The organism is Methylomonas sp. HYX-M1 (assembly GCF_040741385.1).
GTDB classification, from domain to species: Bacteria; Pseudomonadota; Gammaproteobacteria; order Methylococcales; family Methylomonadaceae; genus Methylomonas; species Methylomonas rhizoryzae.
In genome coordinates, this window is record NZ_CP160405.1 from 17,562 (window position 1) to 36,889 (window position 19,328).

General features: G+C 52.4%; 19 protein-coding genes. 10 read left to right on the forward strand and 9 right to left on the reverse strand.

What is annotated here, in order from left to right; all coding sequences use genetic code 11:
• The first annotated feature begins 363 nt into the window (after positions 1-363).
• The 4 genes from leuC to leuB all read left to right on the forward strand — a co-directional run bounded on the left by leuC (position 364) and on the right by leuB (position 5,128).
• Positions 364-1,761, forward strand: a complete 1,398-nt coding sequence (gene leuC, locus AB0A83_RS00080; protein WP_150045974.1) for a 3-isopropylmalate dehydratase large subunit — start codon at positions 364-366, stop codon at positions 1,759-1,761.
• A 21-nt stretch (positions 1,762-1,782) separates the two neighbouring features.
• Complete coding sequence (leuD, locus tag AB0A83_RS00085; RefSeq protein ID WP_150045975.1) at positions 1,783-2,394, forward strand: 3-isopropylmalate dehydratase small subunit; 612 nt, start codon at positions 1,783-1,785, stop codon at positions 2,392-2,394.
• A gap of 72 nt (positions 2,395-2,466) precedes the next feature.
• On the forward strand, positions 2,467-3,990 hold the full coding sequence (locus tag AB0A83_RS00090; RefSeq protein WP_367155073.1) for an alpha-isopropylmalate synthase regulatory domain-containing protein: 1,524 nt from the start codon (positions 2,467-2,469) through the stop codon (positions 3,988-3,990).
• 31 nt (positions 3,991-4,021) lie between these two features.
• On the forward strand, positions 4,022-5,128 hold the full coding sequence (leuB, locus tag AB0A83_RS00095) for a 3-isopropylmalate dehydrogenase (RefSeq protein WP_367155074.1): 1,107 nt from the start codon (positions 4,022-4,024) through the stop codon (positions 5,126-5,128).
• 636 nt (positions 5,129-5,764) lie between these two features.
• Here the strand turns inward: leuB and AB0A83_RS00100 are convergent.
• Positions 5,765-6,196, reverse strand: coding sequence for a GNAT family N-acetyltransferase (locus AB0A83_RS00100; protein ID WP_367155075.1), 432 nt, complete (start codon positions 6,194-6,196; stop codon positions 5,765-5,767).
• 570 nt (positions 6,197-6,766) lie between these two features.
• Between AB0A83_RS00100 and AB0A83_RS00105 the strand changes: the two genes are divergently transcribed.
• A complete protein-coding gene (locus AB0A83_RS00105) occupies positions 6,767-8,050 on the forward strand; it encodes a hypothetical protein (protein WP_190303209.1) in 1,284 nt (427 codons plus the stop codon).
• A gap of 108 nt (positions 8,051-8,158) precedes the next feature.
• On the opposite strand, the gene AB0A83_RS00110 is transcribed toward AB0A83_RS00105, so the two are convergent.
• From AB0A83_RS00110 to AB0A83_RS00125, 4 genes are all read right to left on the reverse strand, one after another.
• On the reverse strand, positions 8,159-9,352 hold the full coding sequence (locus AB0A83_RS00110) for a tryptophan 7-halogenase (protein WP_150045980.1): 1,194 nt from the start codon (positions 9,350-9,352) through the stop codon (positions 8,159-8,161).
• Positions 9,353-9,644: 292 nt separating this feature from the next.
• Positions 9,645-10,175, reverse strand: coding sequence for a metal-dependent hydrolase (locus tag AB0A83_RS00115; RefSeq protein ID WP_367155076.1), 531 nt, complete (start codon positions 10,173-10,175; stop codon positions 9,645-9,647).
• A gap of 22 nt (positions 10,176-10,197) precedes the next feature.
• Complete coding sequence (locus AB0A83_RS00120) at positions 10,198-10,854, reverse strand: VOC family protein (RefSeq protein ID WP_367155077.1); 657 nt, start codon at positions 10,852-10,854, stop codon at positions 10,198-10,200.
• Between the two features lie 17 nt (positions 10,855-10,871).
• Positions 10,872-11,792, reverse strand: coding sequence for an FAD:protein FMN transferase (locus AB0A83_RS00125; RefSeq protein ID WP_150045983.1), 921 nt, complete (start codon positions 11,790-11,792; stop codon positions 10,872-10,874).
• Between the two features lie 435 nt (positions 11,793-12,227).
• On the opposite strand from AB0A83_RS00125, the gene AB0A83_RS00130 reads away from it, so the two are divergent.
• The 5 genes from AB0A83_RS00130 (at position 12,228) to AB0A83_RS00150 (ending at position 15,471) form a co-directional block, all read left to right on the forward strand.
• Positions 12,228-12,416: a hypothetical protein gene (locus AB0A83_RS00130; RefSeq protein WP_150045984.1), complete on the forward strand. Its 189-nt coding sequence runs from the start codon at positions 12,228-12,230 to the stop codon at positions 12,414-12,416.
• A 353-nt stretch (positions 12,417-12,769) separates the two neighbouring features.
• Complete coding sequence (locus tag AB0A83_RS00135; RefSeq protein WP_367155079.1) at positions 12,770-13,966, forward strand: ComEA family DNA-binding protein; 1,197 nt, start codon at positions 12,770-12,772, stop codon at positions 13,964-13,966.
• A gap of 407 nt (positions 13,967-14,373) precedes the next feature.
• Positions 14,374-14,553 (forward strand): hypothetical protein, encoded by a 180-nt coding sequence (locus AB0A83_RS00140; protein ID WP_150045986.1) that lies wholly within the window; start codon positions 14,374-14,376, stop codon positions 14,551-14,553.
• Positions 14,554-15,033: an RDD family protein gene (locus AB0A83_RS00145; RefSeq protein ID WP_150045987.1), complete on the forward strand. Its 480-nt coding sequence runs from the start codon at positions 14,554-14,556 to the stop codon at positions 15,031-15,033.
• 51 nt (positions 15,034-15,084) lie between these two features.
• Complete coding sequence (locus tag AB0A83_RS00150) at positions 15,085-15,471, forward strand: hypothetical protein (protein WP_150045988.1); 387 nt, start codon at positions 15,085-15,087, stop codon at positions 15,469-15,471.
• A 117-nt stretch (positions 15,472-15,588) separates the two neighbouring features.
• On the opposite strand, the gene AB0A83_RS00155 is transcribed toward AB0A83_RS00150, so the two are convergent.
• The 4 genes from AB0A83_RS00155 to AB0A83_RS00170 all read right to left on the reverse strand — a co-directional run bounded on the left by AB0A83_RS00155 (position 15,589) and on the right by AB0A83_RS00170 (position 19,231).
• Positions 15,589-16,629: a TIGR03790 family protein gene (locus tag AB0A83_RS00155; RefSeq protein ID WP_150045989.1), complete on the reverse strand. Its 1,041-nt coding sequence runs from the start codon at positions 16,627-16,629 to the stop codon at positions 15,589-15,591.
• 44 nt (positions 16,630-16,673) lie between these two features.
• On the reverse strand, positions 16,674-17,228 hold the full coding sequence (locus AB0A83_RS00160) for a FlgO family outer membrane protein (protein ID WP_150045990.1): 555 nt from the start codon (positions 17,226-17,228) through the stop codon (positions 16,674-16,676).
• A 155-nt stretch (positions 17,229-17,383) separates the two neighbouring features.
• A complete protein-coding gene (locus AB0A83_RS00165; protein ID WP_150045991.1) occupies positions 17,384-17,905 on the reverse strand; it encodes a YcxB family protein in 522 nt (173 codons plus the stop codon).
• 24 nt (positions 17,906-17,929) lie between these two features.
• On the reverse strand, positions 17,930-19,231 hold the full coding sequence (locus AB0A83_RS00170) for an NAD(P)/FAD-dependent oxidoreductase (protein ID WP_150045992.1): 1,302 nt from the start codon (positions 19,229-19,231) through the stop codon (positions 17,930-17,932).
• Positions 19,232-19,328 lie beyond the last annotated feature (97 nt).

A 19,328-nucleotide genomic window follows, 5' to 3' on the forward strand; every position in this document is an offset into this window, starting at 1 on the left:
TTTTCAATCGCTTTGCCGGATAGAGCCAAGCGCTCAAGGGCCGATTTGAAAACGGGCATTCGTCAAAGCTAAATTAATCGGCTATTTGCATTCTGAGGTTGGAATGAAAGCCACTGGGATGTAATGTAATGTTAAGTCCAGTTTGGTTTGGTTGGATTTCAGTGCTCGGAAAATTCACCGTTTGGTAAGCAAGGCATGATCGTCTTGTCCCGACCCTTTGCAGCCGTCGGATACCAGAACATAAACAAAATGAAGGTCTGGTTTTTACCGGAAAGGCGACAAGGTTAAACTATGCCTCAGATTAGACCCGTAACACATAGTAAACTCGATTAAAGAGTCTCTATGCAAGCTTTGGAAAATGCTATGAAAAAAACCATGTATGAAAAAATTTGGGATAGCCATCTCGTGGTGGATACCGAAGGACAGGCGCCTTTACTGTATGTCGATCGGCACCTGATGCACGAAGTCACCAGCCCTCAGGCTTTTGAAGGTCTGCGCTTGAGCAATCGCAAAGTGCGCAATCCGCACAGTATTTTGGCGACGATGGATCATTGTGTACCGACAAAAAATCGCGATCTGCCGATTGCCGATCCGATTGCTAAAAAACAGATAGAAACCATGGCCGAAAATTGCAGGGAAAACGGCCTAAACCTTTACGACATGAAAAACGCGAACAACGGCGTGATTCACGTGGTAGTTCCCGAGCACGGTTTCGTCCATCCAGGCATGGTCGTGGTATGCGGCGACAGTCATACCGCAACCCATGGTGCGTTTGGCGCGCTGGCGTTCGGCATAGGCACTTCCGAAGTCGAACATGTGATGGCCACGCAAACCCTGCCGCAGAAAAAATCCAAAACCATGCAAATCGTCATCAACGGCGAACTGTCCAAATATGCATCCGCCAAGGATATTGCCCTGGCCATCACTGGCAAGATCGGCACCGCTGGCGGCACCGGCTATGTGATCGAATATACCGGTTCGGCGATCAAATCGTTGTCCATGGAAGGCCGGATGACCTTGTGCAACATGGCAATCGAAGCGGGCGCCAGAGCTGGTTTGGTTGCCCCCGACGAAAAGACCTATGAATACCTTAAAGGCCGCGAATTTGCACCGGCTGGCGATTACTGGGATCAGGCTCTGGCTTATTGGAAGTCTCTACCCAGCGACGAAGGCGCCGTCTTTGATGCCACTGTGGTTCTGGATGCGAATGAAATAGCTCCGCAAGTGTCATGGGGCACGTCGCCCGAGCAAGTCGCCGGAGTCGATAGCTTGGTGCCTTCGCCGGAAAGCTTCAGCGACGACATCAAGCGTAAAGCTTGTGAAAGCGCGTTAGCCTATATGGGACTGACGCCCAACACCAAAATTACCGATATTCCGATTGATTTCGTGTTCATCGGTTCTTGCACCAACGGCCGTATCGAAGATATCCGTATAGCCGCGGAAGTGGCGAAAGGGACTAAAGTGGCCAACGGCGTCACCGCGATTGTAGTGCCCGGTTCGTACCACGTTAAGCAGCAAGCAGAACAAGAAGGACTGGACAAAATCTTTGTCGATGCCGGTTGGGAATGGCGCGAGCCCGGCTGCTCGATGTGTTTGGCAATGAATGGCGACGAGCTGTCCAAAGGTCAGCGTTGCGCGTCTACATCAAACCGAAATTTCGAAGGCCGTCAGGGCAAAGGCGGACGTACGCATTTGGTTTCGCCTGCCATGGCTGCTGCCGCGGCGGCTGCAGGCCATTTTGTCGACATTCGTACCCTTTAACGAGCAAGAGCAAGATAAGTTATGGAACCGTATAAAAAGCATGAAAGCATCGCTGTGCTGATGAACCGCAGCAACGTCGATACTGATCAAATTATTCCCAAGCAGTTTTTAAAGAAAGTGGAACGTAGCGGCTTTGGCCAGCATCTGTTTCACGACTGGCGTTTCAATGACGACGGCAGCGATAACCCCGAATTCGAGCTGAACAATCCGGCTTTTAAAGGCGCCAAAATCCTGGTGGTGGGTGACAACTTCGGCTGTGGCTCCTCACGTGAACACGCGCCGTGGGCCATTGCCGATTATGGTTTCAACACCATCATCTCTACGAGTTATGCCGATATTTTTTATAACAATTGTTTTAAAAACGGCATTCTGCCGATCAAGGTCGATAAAGATCAACTGGACACATTGATGGCTGAAATCGCGGCAAACGAGGGGGTGCGTTTTACCGTCGATCTGGAAAACCAACAGTTGAGTACGCCAGCCGGTAATGGCTTTAGTTTCGAAATTGATCCGTTTCGCAAAGGTAATCTGCTCAGTGGGTTGGACGACATCGGCTTGACCTTAAAACACGTCGATAAGATCGACCTGTTCGAGCAGCAGCATAAGCAGGATTTTCCCTGGCTTTGGGCCTAACCATGCCGACATTGGGCCGCACCGAAAACACAGACGAAAATCATGTTGAAAAAGCCAAGACATATCCAACTCATGGATACTACCTTACGCGATGGAGAGCAAACCCAAGGCGTTGCCTTTACGCCTACGGAAAAAGTCAGCATCGCCAAGGCCTTGTTGCAATTTTTAGGCGTAGATCGTATTGAAGTGGCTTCGGCCCGGGTATCGGAAGGCGAGAAGGCCGCTGTTAGTCAGATCAACCAATGGGCCCAGCAAGAAGGTTTTGCCGAGCGAGTCGAAGTCCTTGGCTTTGTCGACCATACCCTCAGCGTCGACTGGATCAAGTCTACCGGCGGCAGGGTAATCAACCTTCTGGCTAAAGGCAGCGAGAAGCATTGCCGTGAGCAACTCGGTAAAACCTTGGAGCAACACAGCGCCGATGTCTTACAAACCATCGCCCATGCGCATGAGCAAGGTCTGAAGGTAAATGTTTATCTGGAAGATTGGTCGAATGGTTATAAAGACAGTCCGGAGTATGTATATGGGTTGATGGATAGCTTGCAACACAGCCCGATCTGCCACTTCATGCTGCCGGATACGCTGGGTGTCATGTCGCCGGACGAAGTTTATTCAAGCCTTAGCGATATGTGTCAGCGCTATCCGAACCTACAGTTTGATTTTCATCCCCATAACGATTACGGCTTAGCCACGGCAAATGCCATGGCTGCGGTACGGGCGGGTGTCAGTACTGTTCACTGTACCGTCAATTGCCTGGGTGAACGGGCAGGCAATGCCTCCTTGGCGGAGGTGGCCGTGGTGTTGCGCGATAAGATGAACATGCAGTTGTCCATTAATGAAAGCGACTTGGTCCGCATCAGCAACATGGTCGAAAACTTTTCGGGCAAACGCGTTGCCGCCAATGCGCCCATCGTCGGTTCGGACGTGTTTACGCAGACTGCCGGCATCCATGCCGATGGCGATCAAAAGGGCGGGTTGTACAAGACCCGATTGGGGCCGGAACGCTTTTCGCGGACTCGCAGCTATGCCTTGGGAAAAATGAGCGGCAAAGCCTCTCTGAAAAAAAACCTTGAGCAGCTGGAGTTGCAACTTTCCGAAGAAGATCAAAAAAAGGTCTTGGCGCGTATCGTCAGCATTGGCGATTCCAAGCAAACCATCACCATCGACGACCTGCCGTTTATCATTGCCGACGTCCTGGAAAGCAAGGATTATCAGCACATTAAATTATTGGCTTGTTCCATCAGCAGCGGTCTTGACCTACCCTCCACCGTCAGCCTGCGTGTCGATATCAAGGGCGATAAACACCAAGCTACCGGTGCCGGTAGTGGCGGTTTCGATGCCTTTATTGACGCTATCGGCAAGGTGCTGGACAAGTACGGCTACCGTTTACCGACTCTGGCTGATTACGAAATTCGTATTCCTAAAGGCGGACACGCCAGTGCATTGACAGAATGTGTTATCACTTGGGATTGCGGCAGTGAGTTTCGCAAAACCCGCGGCGTTCACGTCAATCAGGTATTTGCGGCGATTTTAGCCACGATCAAACTCATCAATATCCAGTTGCACGAGACGCAGGCAACCTTGATTAAGTCTTTATAAAATAAAAGTTTACATAAAATCAAACAGAAGCATGAAACATTATAAAATTGCAATATTGGCCGGTGACGGTATCGGCCCCGAGATCACCAAAGAAGCCATCAAAGTTTTGAAACTCATCGAAGAACGTAACGATGTGACATTCGAGTTACTGCCCGCCGCATTCGGTGCCTGCGCTTATTTCGAATCCGGCTCAGCCTTTCCCGATCAAACCAAAGCCATTTGCGATCAAGCCGACGCGATTTTGAAAGGGCCGATCGGCTTGAGCCACGAAGATTCAAAACGAATCCCTATCGACGAGCAGCCGGAACGCGGTGCATTATTACCTCTACGCCGCCGTTACAATACCTATGCCAATTTCCGGCCGGTTTCGCTGCCAAAATCGTTAGCGCATTTTTCACCGTTGAAGCCCGAAATTATCGGTGAAGGTATCGATCTGATCATCGTTCGCGAACTGGTGGGCGGCCTATATTTCGGCGAGAAGGAGACGGGCATCAACGCTGCCGGTTTGCGCTACGTTCGCGAAACCCTGGAATACGACGAGGCACAAATTCGGCAAATCATGCAGCAAGCCTTTAAGTTGGCCAGCAAACGCCGCAAATTGCTGCACAACATTCACAAAAGCAACGTCTTGAAATCCAGTGTATTGTGGAACGAGGTGATGGAAGAAGTCGCCAAGGAATATCCTGATGTACAGGTGGTCAACATGCTGGTCGATGCAGCCGCTACCGCGCTGTGTCTGAAGCCAACCCAGTTCGATGTAATGGTGATGGAGAACATGTTCGGTGACATACTCAGCGACCAAGGCGGTGGTATTTTGGGTTCGCTGGGCTTGATGCCTTCGGCCTGCATCGGGCCCGATAAAGCTTACTACGAGCCCTCACACGGTTCGGCGCCGGACATCGCCGGTAAAAACATCGCCAACCCTTATTCGATGATAGGCTCGGTGGCGATGATGCTGGAAAACAGCTTCGACATGGCGGCTGAAGCCAAAAACGTTTGGGCGGCCATGCAGGGCGTATTCGGCGACGGTTATTCGACCGCTGATTTGTCGAAACCCGGCAGCGGTGTGACGATGATCAGCACCGACGAGTTTGGTGACAAAGTGGTGGAAAAGCTGCGTCAAATGCCCAGGGTTTAACGGGTTGATCAGAAATCCGGTTCTGTTGCGTTAACTCAATTTTAGACACAGCGCTGGCCACACCGCGCCAGCTTGACCTAAAGACGAAGGGGCCGCGTAGCGATGGACCCGCGTATTTTCGTGAGACCAACTGGTCAAGGCGACAATCGAGGGTCGCCGCGCTGTTCTGGGACGCTGAATTTTTGCGACTTCGGGTCAAAACCGTCGCGAAAGGCAAGTCCTGTAAATTCAATCCGCAGCCCTTGCGCGACGAGACCCGCCGCAAGGGATGCCCTTCGCGCCAGGGCGCAATTTCACGTGGCGGGAAGGTCTCGTCAACGGCCAAAGCCAACAACTGTGCCAGCATCCAAGCGGTGGAGCGAATTTGCATCCGGGTTTCCAGCACGGTGCGCGACTGTTGCCATAGATTGCTAATGCCCCAGCAGCGTTTCGGATGATGAAACAAGGGCTCGATGCCCCAACGGCGAGCATACCGTTCGAGAATGGCCGTGGCCGCTAACAAGTATTCCTCTCAACCAACTTTTGCATATAACAAGCTATTGCGCCCAGCTACAATCCAACCGTGTTTTGCTCAAAACGGTGCAGTCTGAAAACATGAGTCGAGCTGATTTCCAAGCCTAGAATGCAAATAGCCGATTAATCCTCGTAGAGCAATCCCCAATCCAAGGCTTGCCGGGCATCGGCGAAGATGGCCATGGCCGCGCGCATCCGCTTAAAACCCAAACGTCTATAAAACGATTCATTGCCCGGGGCGGTGTAAAGAATGATTTTGCGGTGTCCGCTGGAAAATTCGACTAACTTACTTATGATGGTTTTACCTATCCCCATACCTTGATGACTGGGTAAAACCGCTACGTCGCAGATATACGAACAATCCACGCCGTCAGCCAAGGCCCGGCCGGCGCCCACCAAATTGCCGGCATCGAATGCAAAACAAAAATACCGGCTATTTCCGAAGGCGGTTTTTAGATCGTTCGGATCTTTGTCACCCAATGGGGCTAATTTGTACAGTTCGGATAACGCCACCCAATCGATTCGGGTAGGCGAATATACCCATTCCACAGCCATTTTATTTCTCCCGAATCGTTATCGCCGTTGCTTGACGGGTTTGCCAAGCAAGCAGACAGTTGATGAAAGACGGAATTGTCTTACGAAAGTTTGTGCGCAAAGAGTCCCTTTCATTCGTCAGCCTCGCTGAATGCCTGAGGTCGACTCTGATCCGAGGCCGATTAACAGCTTTAACGAATTTGGCGGATGACATGCCTAGCGCCTATACTGATTTGGCGCATTTGCTTAAGTCCCATTGCCTTATTTTGACGGCGGATTGCGCAGCCTAAAAATAATTTTAAATATTTGGTACTCGATGGCTAGAGAGTTTTACCGGCTTGCGGGGATTTCGATTGGTATTTCTTGCCTTATAGGCAGGTAATAACCGCAGCGATTCTCCGCACCGGTCGATTCTTAAGCGGATTGCCGGTGCAAAATACTCGCTTATTCCGGCGAGCAGAGGAGGATACGTCCATGTTACCCCATTCTTACCCAAAATCCCCCAAGCAAGCGCATCCGCGCAGCGCAGACAATGACTATAAGTACCGGCCGGCGTTACTACTCACTTTTCTAATTTCGGGGTGTTCGACCATGACAAACGAAAATTTTATTCAGCCGTATCAAATTCAACGTGACGCGGCAACCACGCAAGCAATACAAGCCACCAGCGGTTTCGACACCGATGAGGCAAAAACTATGTTGGAAATGTGCATAGAACTGAATAACCAGGACGACCGCAACAATCCGGATCTGCCCGACCCTGAACACCAGTTTTATGCAAATCCTGTCGGCTGGGATTTGGTGTACGACAGCCGTATGCCGGGCAATACCCAATGGAATCGGCAATTTCCCTACACGGATGCCGACCGAGCAGAGGACAAACCAAACCCGAACGATATCAAGACTAACGGCATCAAACCTTTGAACGGGGCTTGGCTGTTAGCAAAATCGCAAATCCATCGCGGGGTTTATGCCTTGGCGGTGCGCGGTACGGTAGCTGAATGGCAAAGTATACTAACAGACGCCTACGCCACCACAATACCGGCTTTCGCCGGCGTTGAATATCCCAAGAATCACACGCTACCCATAGTTTTTGCCTCTACCCCCATGGCGGAAGTGCATCTGGGTTTTGCCTATGCGGCCTTAGGGTTGTTGTTAGACGACCAACGCGGCGTGCTGACCCAGATAAAACGCGTGTTAGCAAACGAGGACATTTCCAAGCTGTATATTACCGGCCACAGCCAAGGGGCGGCGGTAGCGACCTTGATTCAAGCGTTTCTGTATTACGCCATTCAAGAGGAGACCATTCCTTACGGCTTGGAGACATTAAAACACACCCAAATTAAATCCTATCTGTACGCCCAACCCAAGCCGGGCAATATGCAATTCGGATACGATTTCGCCCGCACCAGCAAAAATCAGGCATTCGTGATCAATAACGACCGCGATCCCATCCCGCAAGTACCGTTGAGTTTGGAATCGGTCTCCGAGGTGACCACCATCGTCGAAGCCGATAATGCCGATATTACCGTGGGCAGCAAAGTAGCCCAGCTGGCCAGTAAAATTACCGATGCAAAAAACGACGTGCGCGGCTTTTTCTCGGAAGTACCGATAGATGCAATGGTCAAAAAGTTTAAAGACGCCGAGATTAGCGAGTCGTTAGCACGTTACTTCACCGATTACCGGGCGCCGTTAACCGACGCCAAAGCGAAATCCTTGAACTACACATTAGCCGGCCAATTGATTCCGGTATTCGGTTTGGAAAAAGGCGGAGACCTATATCCGATAGAAGCTATCGACGGCAAGATCAAAGCCGACATCTTGCTGCAACACCATGCCACCAGTTACCGTAAGTTGATCGATCAACAATTGTAGCTTGAACGGCTAGTCATCTTGGAACTCTGGCTGGATACGGAGCGGATAGCGCCTTTATCGGAAATTGATGTTTCGGGATGGCGCAAAAAACAGCGCTTACCCTGTTGGTCATGCCGGCATTTGTCGGCCGGCTAACAGCGTTTTTTGCAACGCGTTATCGCTTACCCACAAATCGCCTGCCAACAAACGGGCGATTTGATCCTTCAACTGCGGATTACGGTCGGCTTCGAAAAACAAGTTATGCACGATGTTCGACTGATAAAAACGCTCCACGAACATGCGCATGGTGTTGAAACCCAGCCGATAGGCTTCGTCGTCGGTTGCGTGCAAAGCCGGGTCGGCTTCGCAGCCGTCGGCCAAACCTTGATGAATCCGGTCGGCGATGCGGGCCGCGCTGGTGAAGGCCAAAAATACCCCGGAGGAAAAAACCGGATCCAAAAAGCCCGCCGCATCGCCGCAGCAGGCATAGCGCAGCCCGTAACGGCGTTGATTGCTGTAACTGAAATCCGCTTCCACTCTTATCGGCCCGCTTTGTTCGACGCCGGTTAACAACCGCGTCAAGAGGGGGGATGCGGCTAAATAGCGGCGCAGCAAGCTGTCCGCATTGCCGTCGTTGGCGCGCCGCTGTTGTACCACCAAACCGACGCTTAACCGCCGTCCGGATAGCGGAATAATCCAAATCCAGCCGATATCGACCACAGGCACGTAGATGTTGCCGGTTCGAAACAGTTCGTCCGCTTCGTCGCCAGGTGGGATATTGTCGAAATGGGTATAAACGGCAAACTTACCCAGGTTTTCTATCTGCTCTATGCTTTTGGCCTGCTTACCCATGATGGCGGCGCGCCCGCTGGCGTCTATCAAGTAGCGACAGCGGTAACGACCTTGTTCGCTCAGCACGTTTACCGCTTCGGTTAGGCATTCCACGCCGATCACGCCTTCCCGCTCGCGCGTCGTTACGCCGTGTTTGCCGGCGTTTTCGAATAACAATTGGTCGAACGGCGCCCGCTCCAGCTGGTAAGTTTTCCGGTAGGCGCTCAGCGGAAAACTCATGCGCTGCCCACTGTGCTCGTCAATGAATACCGCACCGCTTTTAAACAGGTTGCCCTGACTCCAATCTATACCCAAACGTTGGACTATCGGCTCGCTAAAAGGCAGCATGGATTCGCCGATGTGAAAGCGCGGATGTTGGTCGCGTTCCAGCAGTAAAACCTTGTGGCCGTATTGAGCTAATAGCGTAGCCGCAGTGCAGCCGGCCGGCCCGCCGCCGGCTACGATAACGTCGAAATCGAATTGGGTTTGCATGGCGTAAAGCGAGAAGATGGGTAATGTGGAGCCGGTCTATTCGTATCCCGTGTCGGCCGAATAATGCCGCAGCTCATATATAGAGCTGCGCAGTAGCTGCGTGCCACGGATTTTAGCACTTCTGCCAGCAAAAGCCGTGCGGCCTTACTCAACCGGCTTAACCGCGAAATCCGCCGATGACTACCTGTACGGCTCGGCTAAAAACCATACGAGCCGGGATACGCAAGCATACCCGCTGGTAAGCCGTAGCGGCGCTTTGTCGCGTTAAAGCGGACGGGTTGACTGGTCAATGCTAGCGTTGCCGAAAATAGCGTAGCACTGTGGACAAACCGAGTAGTGCCAAGCACGGTAGCCAGACGTATTGAACTTCCGATGCCAATACGGAAAGTCCCCGTTCCGATAAAAATCGGCTCAGGCTTAACGGTGATACGGCGATCGGTCTGACCGGCGCAAAAAATCGTTCGCCGGAAAACGGCCATAAAAACGCGATACCCAAACCGCCGTTAGTGAACGCGTCCAACACGCCATGCGACAAGGTCGCCGCAGCCAAAAACCAAAATGCCCGTTTGGCCGGCACGCGCAAGAACTTGGTCAACAGAGCCCCCACAGCGGCAACCGTCAAAGCAAACGCAGGCGAATGGCTGAAGCCCCGGTGGCCGAAATCATTCTGGTAAGCAATGCCCAGCCGAAAGGCCAGTACATCCAAATCGGGTAACATGGCGGCGACGATACCCGCCAGCAACAATCGTCCGGGAATGTGGTCGCGGCCCAGCCCGCAAGCCAGGGCGAGCGGTACGGCGGCATGAGTGATAATGGTTGGCATTTGCGTGGGTAGATCTACGTTTCTAAAGCCGGAAGCCGCTAGCTCCACCGATTCGGCGCAGGCCGGCCGGCGTTTGAATGGTTGCAGCCAGATGCGGACTCATTCCCGGCGGAGGTAGCGAAACCGAGAAGCAATCGTCAAAACCTATGTTTGCCAAGCATTGCTCGATTTGTTTTGCTTGGGGGTGAAAACCTTCCAAACCCACAAGCTTGCAGCCGCTATCCGCGAGCTTGGCGGCGGGATGCCGATCTGCCGGCCATTGAATCAGTTGCGGAGCTACGCCTTGCATCACCAAATCGCCGTTTGCAGGTATCGAAATCAACCATTCCAGTTCGCCTCGGCACATGGGCTCGATCAGGCCCAAAGACAGCGAGGATGCAGCGCAAGCGGCCTCTATGCTGTCGGTATTGGCTACCCAAGCACGCAAACAGGGCGGGTTCAGGCCAAAAGCATCTAGCTCGAACCAGCGCGACCTGTTTGGTCGCGCTGCGGCCGGGTCTACGGCGATGACTTCCAAATAGCAGCTTTCGCCCAGCTTTAACAGACGGTTATGCGTACCCATGCGCGGATGAGTCCCGCCCGGTACCGGTTCCACCCCGAGCAGATTGCGCAGGTAATCGGCTCCCGCCTCCAGCGTTGGTGCGGTGACAACCAAGTGATCTATACGTGAGCGCGACATACCGATTCATTAAGGATTCAAGAGGGGTGCGGCGTTATTCGGCCGCCACTGGCGCCATGTACGTCCACCCATAAATAAGGCAATTCCAGATTGTTTAACCAGTCGATACCTTGTTCCTCTTTCAACATGGCAATCGTCGATGCGCTGCCGGCAACCACGCAAAATTGTCCGACCACGGTCACAGCCGCCAAATGAGCGACCGGCCAACCGGTTTTAGGATTCAATATATGTCCGTAACGAACGTTATCTAAGGTAATGCAGCGTTCGTAATCCCCGCTGCTAGCCACAGCGCCTTCGTATAACTCCAGCGTATCCAACAACGCATCGTGCCGTCTAGGATGCCGAATCCCTATGCGCCACGGGCTACCATCGCTGCGCGGGCCGATGACTTTAATGTCGCCGCCTAAATTCACTACGCCGTGTTTTACGCCATGGCTGTTGCACAATGCAGCCGCGCAATCGGCCGCGTACTCTTTAACGACGCCGCCGAAATCGATTTCCATGCCGGCAACCGAAAAAGCCAGCTGCGGCCTATGCCACAAGACTTTGTCCCAACCGACTTTGGCGATTAAAGTCTCGATTTCCCCGGATTCCGGCAATTTCCCACTGTCGAAGCGCCAAGCGCGGCGCAACAAGCCGGAGGTAATATCGAACAAACCGTCGCTTTGCTCGTAGCAGGTTACCGCATAGTCCAGCAAGCTGGCGGTTTCGTCGTCTATGTTTATGGCCCCGCCTGCAGCGGCAACCCGATTAATCTCCGATAAAAAGCTATCCGGCCGATAGCGCGAATAACGGGCTTCCAAACGCTGCACGTCGGCGACCGCCGCATCGATGGCTGCATTGGCCCGAGCGACACTGCTAGCGAATACCTGAATTTCGCAGGGTGTCCCCATGGCCTTGAATTGACGGCGAACATACTTCAATCCGGATTTATTCATCTGTAACAGCGTTCTAATCGGTTTGCGGCCTTTACGAGTGAAAATTCGTTATCCCTGTCGGCTTAGCCCTCTATTCAACAGCGCGGTATAACATGATACCTTATCCGAGCCATATGTCGGTCAAGCTTGCCAGTTAGACGAATGCTTGACTTTAGCAGCCTTCGGCACGGTTTCAGCGTTTAGTAGCCGATCACTTTGCAGCATTTTAAGACACTCGGCGATTTGCGACGCAAACGATCCCCAACCGACCTTTTGTCCGTCTACCGCAACGCACAAAAGCTTGCATAACGCCAACGACGCGGCTGTTTTTCGCGCTTTGCCGCCGAACAAAAACCGGCCTCATGCGGAGATATTGATTCTTGGTCATCGCAGGCTGCGGCCGGGAAGGCAGTTGTTAAAACAATCTGATGAATGGGTACATTCGGGAGAAAAAAGATGGCCGGCAATTGGGTAAAAATGCTTTGGCTGAGTCTAGTGCTCGGCGGCTGTAGTTTGGATCAGGCTGAACGCCTGGGATACGATGCCGTGCAGAGCTTCAGACAACAGCAATGTCTACGGGCACCGGCGGACAATTGCGATGCAAAACTAAGCTACGACGATTATCAACGTCAGCGTCGGCAGTGATAGCCAATGACTGACGGAGCGAGATAGGGCCGGGCGGCGACGCGGCACAGCACCGTTCCAACCATGTCGCCGTATCCTTTCTCCACACCGACGCCGTTACCGGCAAGCGAAGCGAAATCCATTTATCCCGCTTATTTTCGGATCGACTAAAGCGACAATAACCGGTTGATTTTTGCACCAAAATACAACGCAATATTCCAAACAAAATTACCAGCTCCAATACTTCAAATAAACCAAAATGCACTCAATTAGTGCATAACCATTTGTTTTTACTGGTTTTTTATGCTTAAATAATTATTGCTTTAAAAATAATTTTTATATAATGGAATTTCCTTAACTATGGAGATAATTCCATGTATGCAATACAAAATCCGATAATCCCGGTTTCGGCGGCGGAACTCACTCTCGACGGTAATTGCGGTTATCATATCTACAACGGCCGTATCGCGATTAATATCGGCAATATTGCTAATCGCCGCGAACACGGCAACCTTAGCGGCACGCTTTCCATCGAGTTGTGGGCCCTGCAACAGCCGTACCGGGGCGGCCAATTTTCCGGATTAGCGCTAGCCGGCACAACGATAGGCGAACTAAGAGGACAGCACTTTATTGGTCCAAGCACTTGGGAATTAGCGGCCCAAGAACCGGCGGAAGGCGAGTGGTATTTAACCCTGATGTTGCGTGAATGGAACGGTTTGGCCTACGAAACCCGGGATTTCGTCAACTTTGCGGTTCCTTATGTTGCGGCGGGCAAACCGGCCGTGGTTCGTAATCCGGGGAACAACGTAATCAACGTCAGTTTCGTCGAGTACAAAAAAGCGATCTCGGTGGACGCACAATCCGGTCATACAGTTTGTAACGAATCCGCGATTGAAGCGCAAGCGACTAAGCCTGCTGCGGCCGGTCTGGCCTTGCATGGCAATTGCGGTTACGAGGTATTGGATAAGCGCATCACCCTACATATCGGTGAAATCGCTAATCTGCGTGCCGAAAATACTGTCAGCGGCGACTTGTCGCTCGAGTTATGGGCTTTGAAACAAGCCTATCAAGACGGCGATTTCGACGGTTTTGCACTTGCCGGCATCCCTATCGGCGAATTGTGCGGTAAACATTCGATTTACGCCTCTCAGTACGAGCTGGACTATCAAGAACCGCCGGAAGGCACCTGGCAGTTGAGTCTGATGCTGCGCGAGTGGAACGGGCAAGCCTACGAAACCCGCGATTGCATTAACTTTGCGCTACCTTTATCGGTCAGGACTAAAAATACAGTTAGCCGTAAAGACCCAGATAACGTCATCAACCTCGGCTTTCAGGATACAAAAAAAACCGTAGCTCCCGCTAAACTGCCGGTGGCTGCTGTCGCCACTCCGCGCACCACCTCCATTAATCTGGCGACGGCGGATCAGCTGGCCGAGTTAAAGGGTGTACCCAAGAAAACGGTAGACAATATTGTTGCGGCGCAACCTTTCGATTCGTTCGACGATTTGTCGAAAGTTAAAGGCGTTGGCCCTAAGTTGCTCAAACTGTTGCGCGAGCTGTTTTCGCTTTAAACTTGCCACCGCAGTTAGTCGTAACCTTTATCAGCCGTTTTAGCGCTTGTTGAGCTGAACGACCGGGCGTGCCGAATTGCGGCGCGCCTGAGGAACGCGTATAGATTTCTTGCCTGGTTTAACCGCTTAAAGCAGCCGCTTCTCCAAAGCAACATAGCTTCCGCCATTTGCAGCGACCAACGTTTTTGCGCTTGGGGTTGCCTCGGTTTTTCTAACCGAAAAAGGCGCCGATAAGAACTGCGCTGGAGTTTTGGCGCTACATCAGCCGCTTAGCTTTTTGACGCGTGACTGCCTCACACTTTTATATACCTACTCGATATAGTAGAATCATGCTCCGATAGATTCGATTTCACGGCGCATAAGAACAACACGTTCGGTTTGGTAGCTATTGTTAGGAGTGAGGGGATATGTTTAAAAAATTGATGCTCGGTTTAATCGACCAGCCTTTGTTTACTAGTTTGTTTGTGGCTGATTTCGCCATTCTATTGTTCCATAGACCGCCATTCCTGTTCTCCTTGATGATGGTGGGAGCACTGGTTGGCATGAGTATGTACATGGGACAAAAATTCGAGTTATTCCGCAAGTAATTGTCGCAAGATAAAGTCCAAGGTTTTGTTAAACCCGCCGTCGACCGCGCGTCGCCGGCGGGTTTTTTACGCCGCTTAGGCGCAGCGTGCTACGACGCGCTGCTACTGTTGGCCGTGTGGTTTTTCGCCACGGCTTTGCTGTTGCCGCTAAATGGCGGAGAGGCCTTTCGGTCCGGGCAGTGGTGGTTTCCGCTATACCTGTTGGCTATCAGCTTCTTGTTTTATGGCTGGTTTTGGACCCACGGCGGCCAGACTCTCGGGCTAAAGGCCTGGCGCTTGAAGTTGTGCGGCTCAAGCGGCCGGGCTATCGGCTGGAAACAGGCGGCGATTCGATTTTGTGCCGCAGCTTTATCCTGGGCCTGTTTCGGATTGGGTTTCATGTGGTGTCTGTTCGACCCCGAAGCGTTGGCTTGGCACGACCGTCTGTCCGGAACCCGCCTGCTGCACCTGCCGGCCGAAAAACCCGGCAGTGAAAAATGATTATGCTATAGTCCTGACTCCACCTAATATTCGCTCTGTCGGGAGAATACAATGAGAACAATAACAACACTTTTGTCCCTGTGTGCAGCGCTAACGGCCTTTTCCGCCAACGCAGACATCAAACTCGAAAATAGCTCTAAAATACTTGGAACCTGGCGAGTCGACGCCGAAGCGGCGGCGTTGGACAAAGAGAAGAAAGCTTTGAACGTGACGTGGGAATTCCGTAAAGACGGTACTTTAATGACGAGCGCTGAAGACACCCGCGGCAGAACCAAAGAAATGGATATTGCCGTGAATTACAGCGTTGAAGATGGGGTGATCAAAAAACAAACGTCGCCGGGACGCGAGAAATACGAGGATTGTCATGTAGTGGAAATGGAAGGCAAGAAGATGGTTTTGAAATGCAAGTATTTGTATTTCTTCATGACTCATCAATAAACATCGATAGAGTCCGGCAATCGGATTGGCGGTTGCCGGCTTTTACCCTTATCAACCAATCTCCCCTTCTCCGAATATCGGCGCCGCGATCTGCTACGGCGAACTAACAAGTTAGGGTTAACGAAAACCGAACGGTCTGGCTAACGGTTCGCCGACGAATAGGCCTTGGCCGGGTTGCGCCACACTTTTCCAGTAAGCTTCGATGACTGTGCTGCCGCGCAAATAGTTGTACAGCAACAGGCCGGGGTTAGAAAACTTTACCGGAAAATTGCACGGCTCCACGACCGCTCCGTAGCTGGCGGTGGCCCCTGCCCGCAGCCATTCCATGACATTCATTTGATCGCTGCCTGACATCACGCCGCCGGCCGAGGTCAGATGATCCGCAACCGCACCGGGCAGAAACACATTGTCGCTGAGGTGAGGCACCCGAATCAGACCGGTAAAATAAAACATCACGTCCTTACGTCCCTGGATATAGTCGGTTTCCAGATATTGCACCGACCAGTAAGGATTTAAAGCGGCGGCGACTTTTGGAAATGCTACCGCGCGTGAGCTACGGGCTTTGTCCTTGGTTTTAAGCAAATACGCCGTGCCGCGTGGCTGCGAAAAGTCGGAGGCGATACCTCGGTCTATCAGGCGCTTGGCTTCGGCAAAATCGGCGGCCGCAAGCGTCATGGCCGGGCGCCAACCGTAGGTGTCGAAAGGTTTGCCGGTGTCACTGGCAAAATACGGGCTGCCGCGGGTTTGTTGGCAGCCTTTTGCGCAAAACTCGCGATCGAACCCGGCGGCGAAAGCCGTGGTGATCGACATGCATTCGACTCGAAACGGCTGCAGCCAAGTCAAGGCAAAGGCTTGCACGCGCTTCGGCGTTTTGGCGTCTACTTGCTGTTTGATGTGTCTGAATTCGCTTTCGGTCAACATGGCTTTCCGTGGTGGAAATTGCACATGAATGACCCGATCCGGCGGGATATGCCGCTGTTCGGCATAGTAATCGGCGATTTGCCGGCTTAGCGGATCGTTATCGTTTACGATCACCGCTAGATCGTCCGCGCTTAACGACGGGGCCGGACGGTACAACGGAGACAATTGCGCCCGGGCTGAAGTCAGGCTGAAAAAAGCGGCCGATAAAAAAGCAAGGATGAGTAGCGAACGAGGCATGGCGGAAAAAGGCTGGCGTACGCGGCCGCCAGCCGAATTCTCTGTTATTTGTCTTCGCTGACGGGCGGCGTCGTCATCGCTTTGGCATCCGGTCCCATGGGGATCGAATAATCGGTGGACGATATGATGTTTTGGGTGGACAGCTCGACCACGCGCAATGAAATGTAAACGTTTTTGCGGCCGGCAGCATAAGTGCCGAGTACGATGGCGTTGGCGTGCACGTTGTTCAACGCGTCTTTAGTCGGCTGCGGTAGCTCTAAAATGCCGGCTTCGTTTTTGGCAAGGATTTCGGTGGGCAATTCCATACCCATAACCCGATAACCGGCGTTATGTAGCGCGGAACTCAACTGATCCGACACAATGCGGCCGAACGGTAGGGTTTGCCCCAGATCATTGACGTTGACCAAGGAGTTGATCACCACCAGACTGCCTCGGGGGAGCGGAGTTTTCAGTTTTTGCAACAACAGTTCGGCGGCGTCGTAGCTGACTTCCACCAAATCGTCGTCCTCGACGTCATGGCGATAATAACTAGGGGTGCATCCGCCGAGCAAAGCCAGCGCCAGCGCGGCGTAAGCAAGCGTTTTGGTGTGGTGGTGCATAGGGCTATCTCCAGTTAAATTATAATTACGGCCTATCGCCGGAAACATGGCTAGGGTTAAAGTGTAGCAGAGGCGGGATTATCCGGCCCCTGAACATTCGCGCAGCGATGCCGCGGCCCGTATTCTTTAACGGCTAGCTGTGCCGCTGAATGGCCTCAGCTGAATCGTTCGATCATGTTCTCCGCTTGTTTGGCGAAAGCTTTCAAATCTCCGCTTTTCACGGTTTCTCTGGGAATGACGATAGCCGCGTCGATCGCCACGTAAATATAAACATAATCCTTATGCCGCTCTACCCGCAGCATTTCGGCCCAAGGGGTTTTGTGTTTGCCGCCGGGAGACTTTTCCAACAAATGTTCGGGCTCTATCTTCAGTTGGTGAATACCGAACATGGCTTTTTTTTCGGCATCGGTGTACTGGTTGAAAAATTGCCGGCGCATGTCGATTTTCATGATGAACGGCGAGGCGATAGCCCAGCCCAGCGCCAGCAAGGTTATGTAGGCCGTAGTCATCATATCGGTGTAATACACGTAGTAAAACAAGCCGAATACCAGCATCACGCCCGGTACCAGCATCCGGTTGGTGCGAATCTTCTTTTGTAGTTCGGCATCGCCGGCCATGCGCAGCTCGTTAAAGTGGACTAAGTCTTTATCGCGAAATTCGTATTCGATTTCAAACATGCAAACGTCTCGTGGGGATGGGGTTTAGTGCATTTTGATTTTGGCGTGCGTACTGCGCCGAAACAGATTGGACAAGGTCAACATGGCGGTGCGGAAGTAACCGTGAATCGCTACCTGATGCATTTTGTATAACGACAAATACACCATGTAAGCGATAAAACCGCCGACGCTGACGGTACCCATCAAGCTGCCCATCAACGAGCCGACCGTGCTGTATTTCCCCAACGATACCAGCGAGCCGTAATCTTGATAGATAAAATTAACCGGCGGTTTGCCTTTTAAACGGTTGCTCAGCGTTTTGGCCACTGTAGAGGCCATTTGGTGCGCGGCTTGGGCGCGTGGCGGCACGTTGCCGGTGCGGCCGCTCCAAGCGCAAGCGGCGCAATCGCCGATGGCGAAGATGTCGGGATCGCTGGTTTGCAATGTGGCATCCACTAGCAGCTGATTGATGTGGTTGGTTTCCAGTCCATCCAAGTTTTTCAGCCAATCCGGAGCCTTGATGCCGGCCGCCCAGACTTTCAGATCCGCGTCTATCACTTCGCCGTCGTGGGTATACACGGCGGTTTCGGTGACTTCAGTTACCCTGCGGCCCAACTTCAGATTGATACCCAGCTTGGACAATTGTTCCATGGTCGCTTGCGACAACCGCGCCGGTAAAGCCGGCAGCAGTTGGGTGGCGGCTTCTATGATGGTGATGTCGACTTGAATCGAACCTTCCAGGCCGTACGATGCCAACAATTTGGTCATTTGCAGCAACTCGGCCGACAATTCCACCCCGGTTGCGCCGGCGCCTACGATGACGATGGACAAGGGTTTGTCGCGTTGTTGGCTTTGTTTGGCATAGGATTCCACGTAGTAAGTTTCCACCAGTTGTTTCTGGAAACGGAATGCTTCCTTGGTGGTGTCGATGAAGCGGCAAAATTGGTCTACGCCTTTGATACCGAAGGTATTGCTGACGCTGCCGACCGCCATGACCAGCGTATCGTATTTGAAACGGCGTTGCGGAACGACGATTTCGCCCTTTTTATTGGGTATCGGGCCGACAATGATTTCCTTGGCGGCCCTGTCCAGGCCTTCCATGCGGCCGAACAAAAAGCGGAAATGGTTGCGGTAGGCCTGGGCCAAATATTCGATTTCCTCGGCTTCGGCCAAGGTACCGGAGGCAACTTCGTGCAGCAGCGGTTTCCAGATGTGCGTGGAAGCGGCGTCCAGCAGCGTGATGTCCGCCAGGCCGGATTTACCTAGTTTGTGGCCCAGTTCGGTGGCTAACTCCAAGCCAGCCGCGCCGCCGCCCACGATTAAAATTTTATGCGCATCGTTCGCCATGTCCTATCCCCCTTGTTGTTTTAGTTATGCTCTGATTCGGCAAACGAATCCATGCGGCGTTTCCGGCTGTATAGCGCTGTAGCTGACTAAGTTCGAG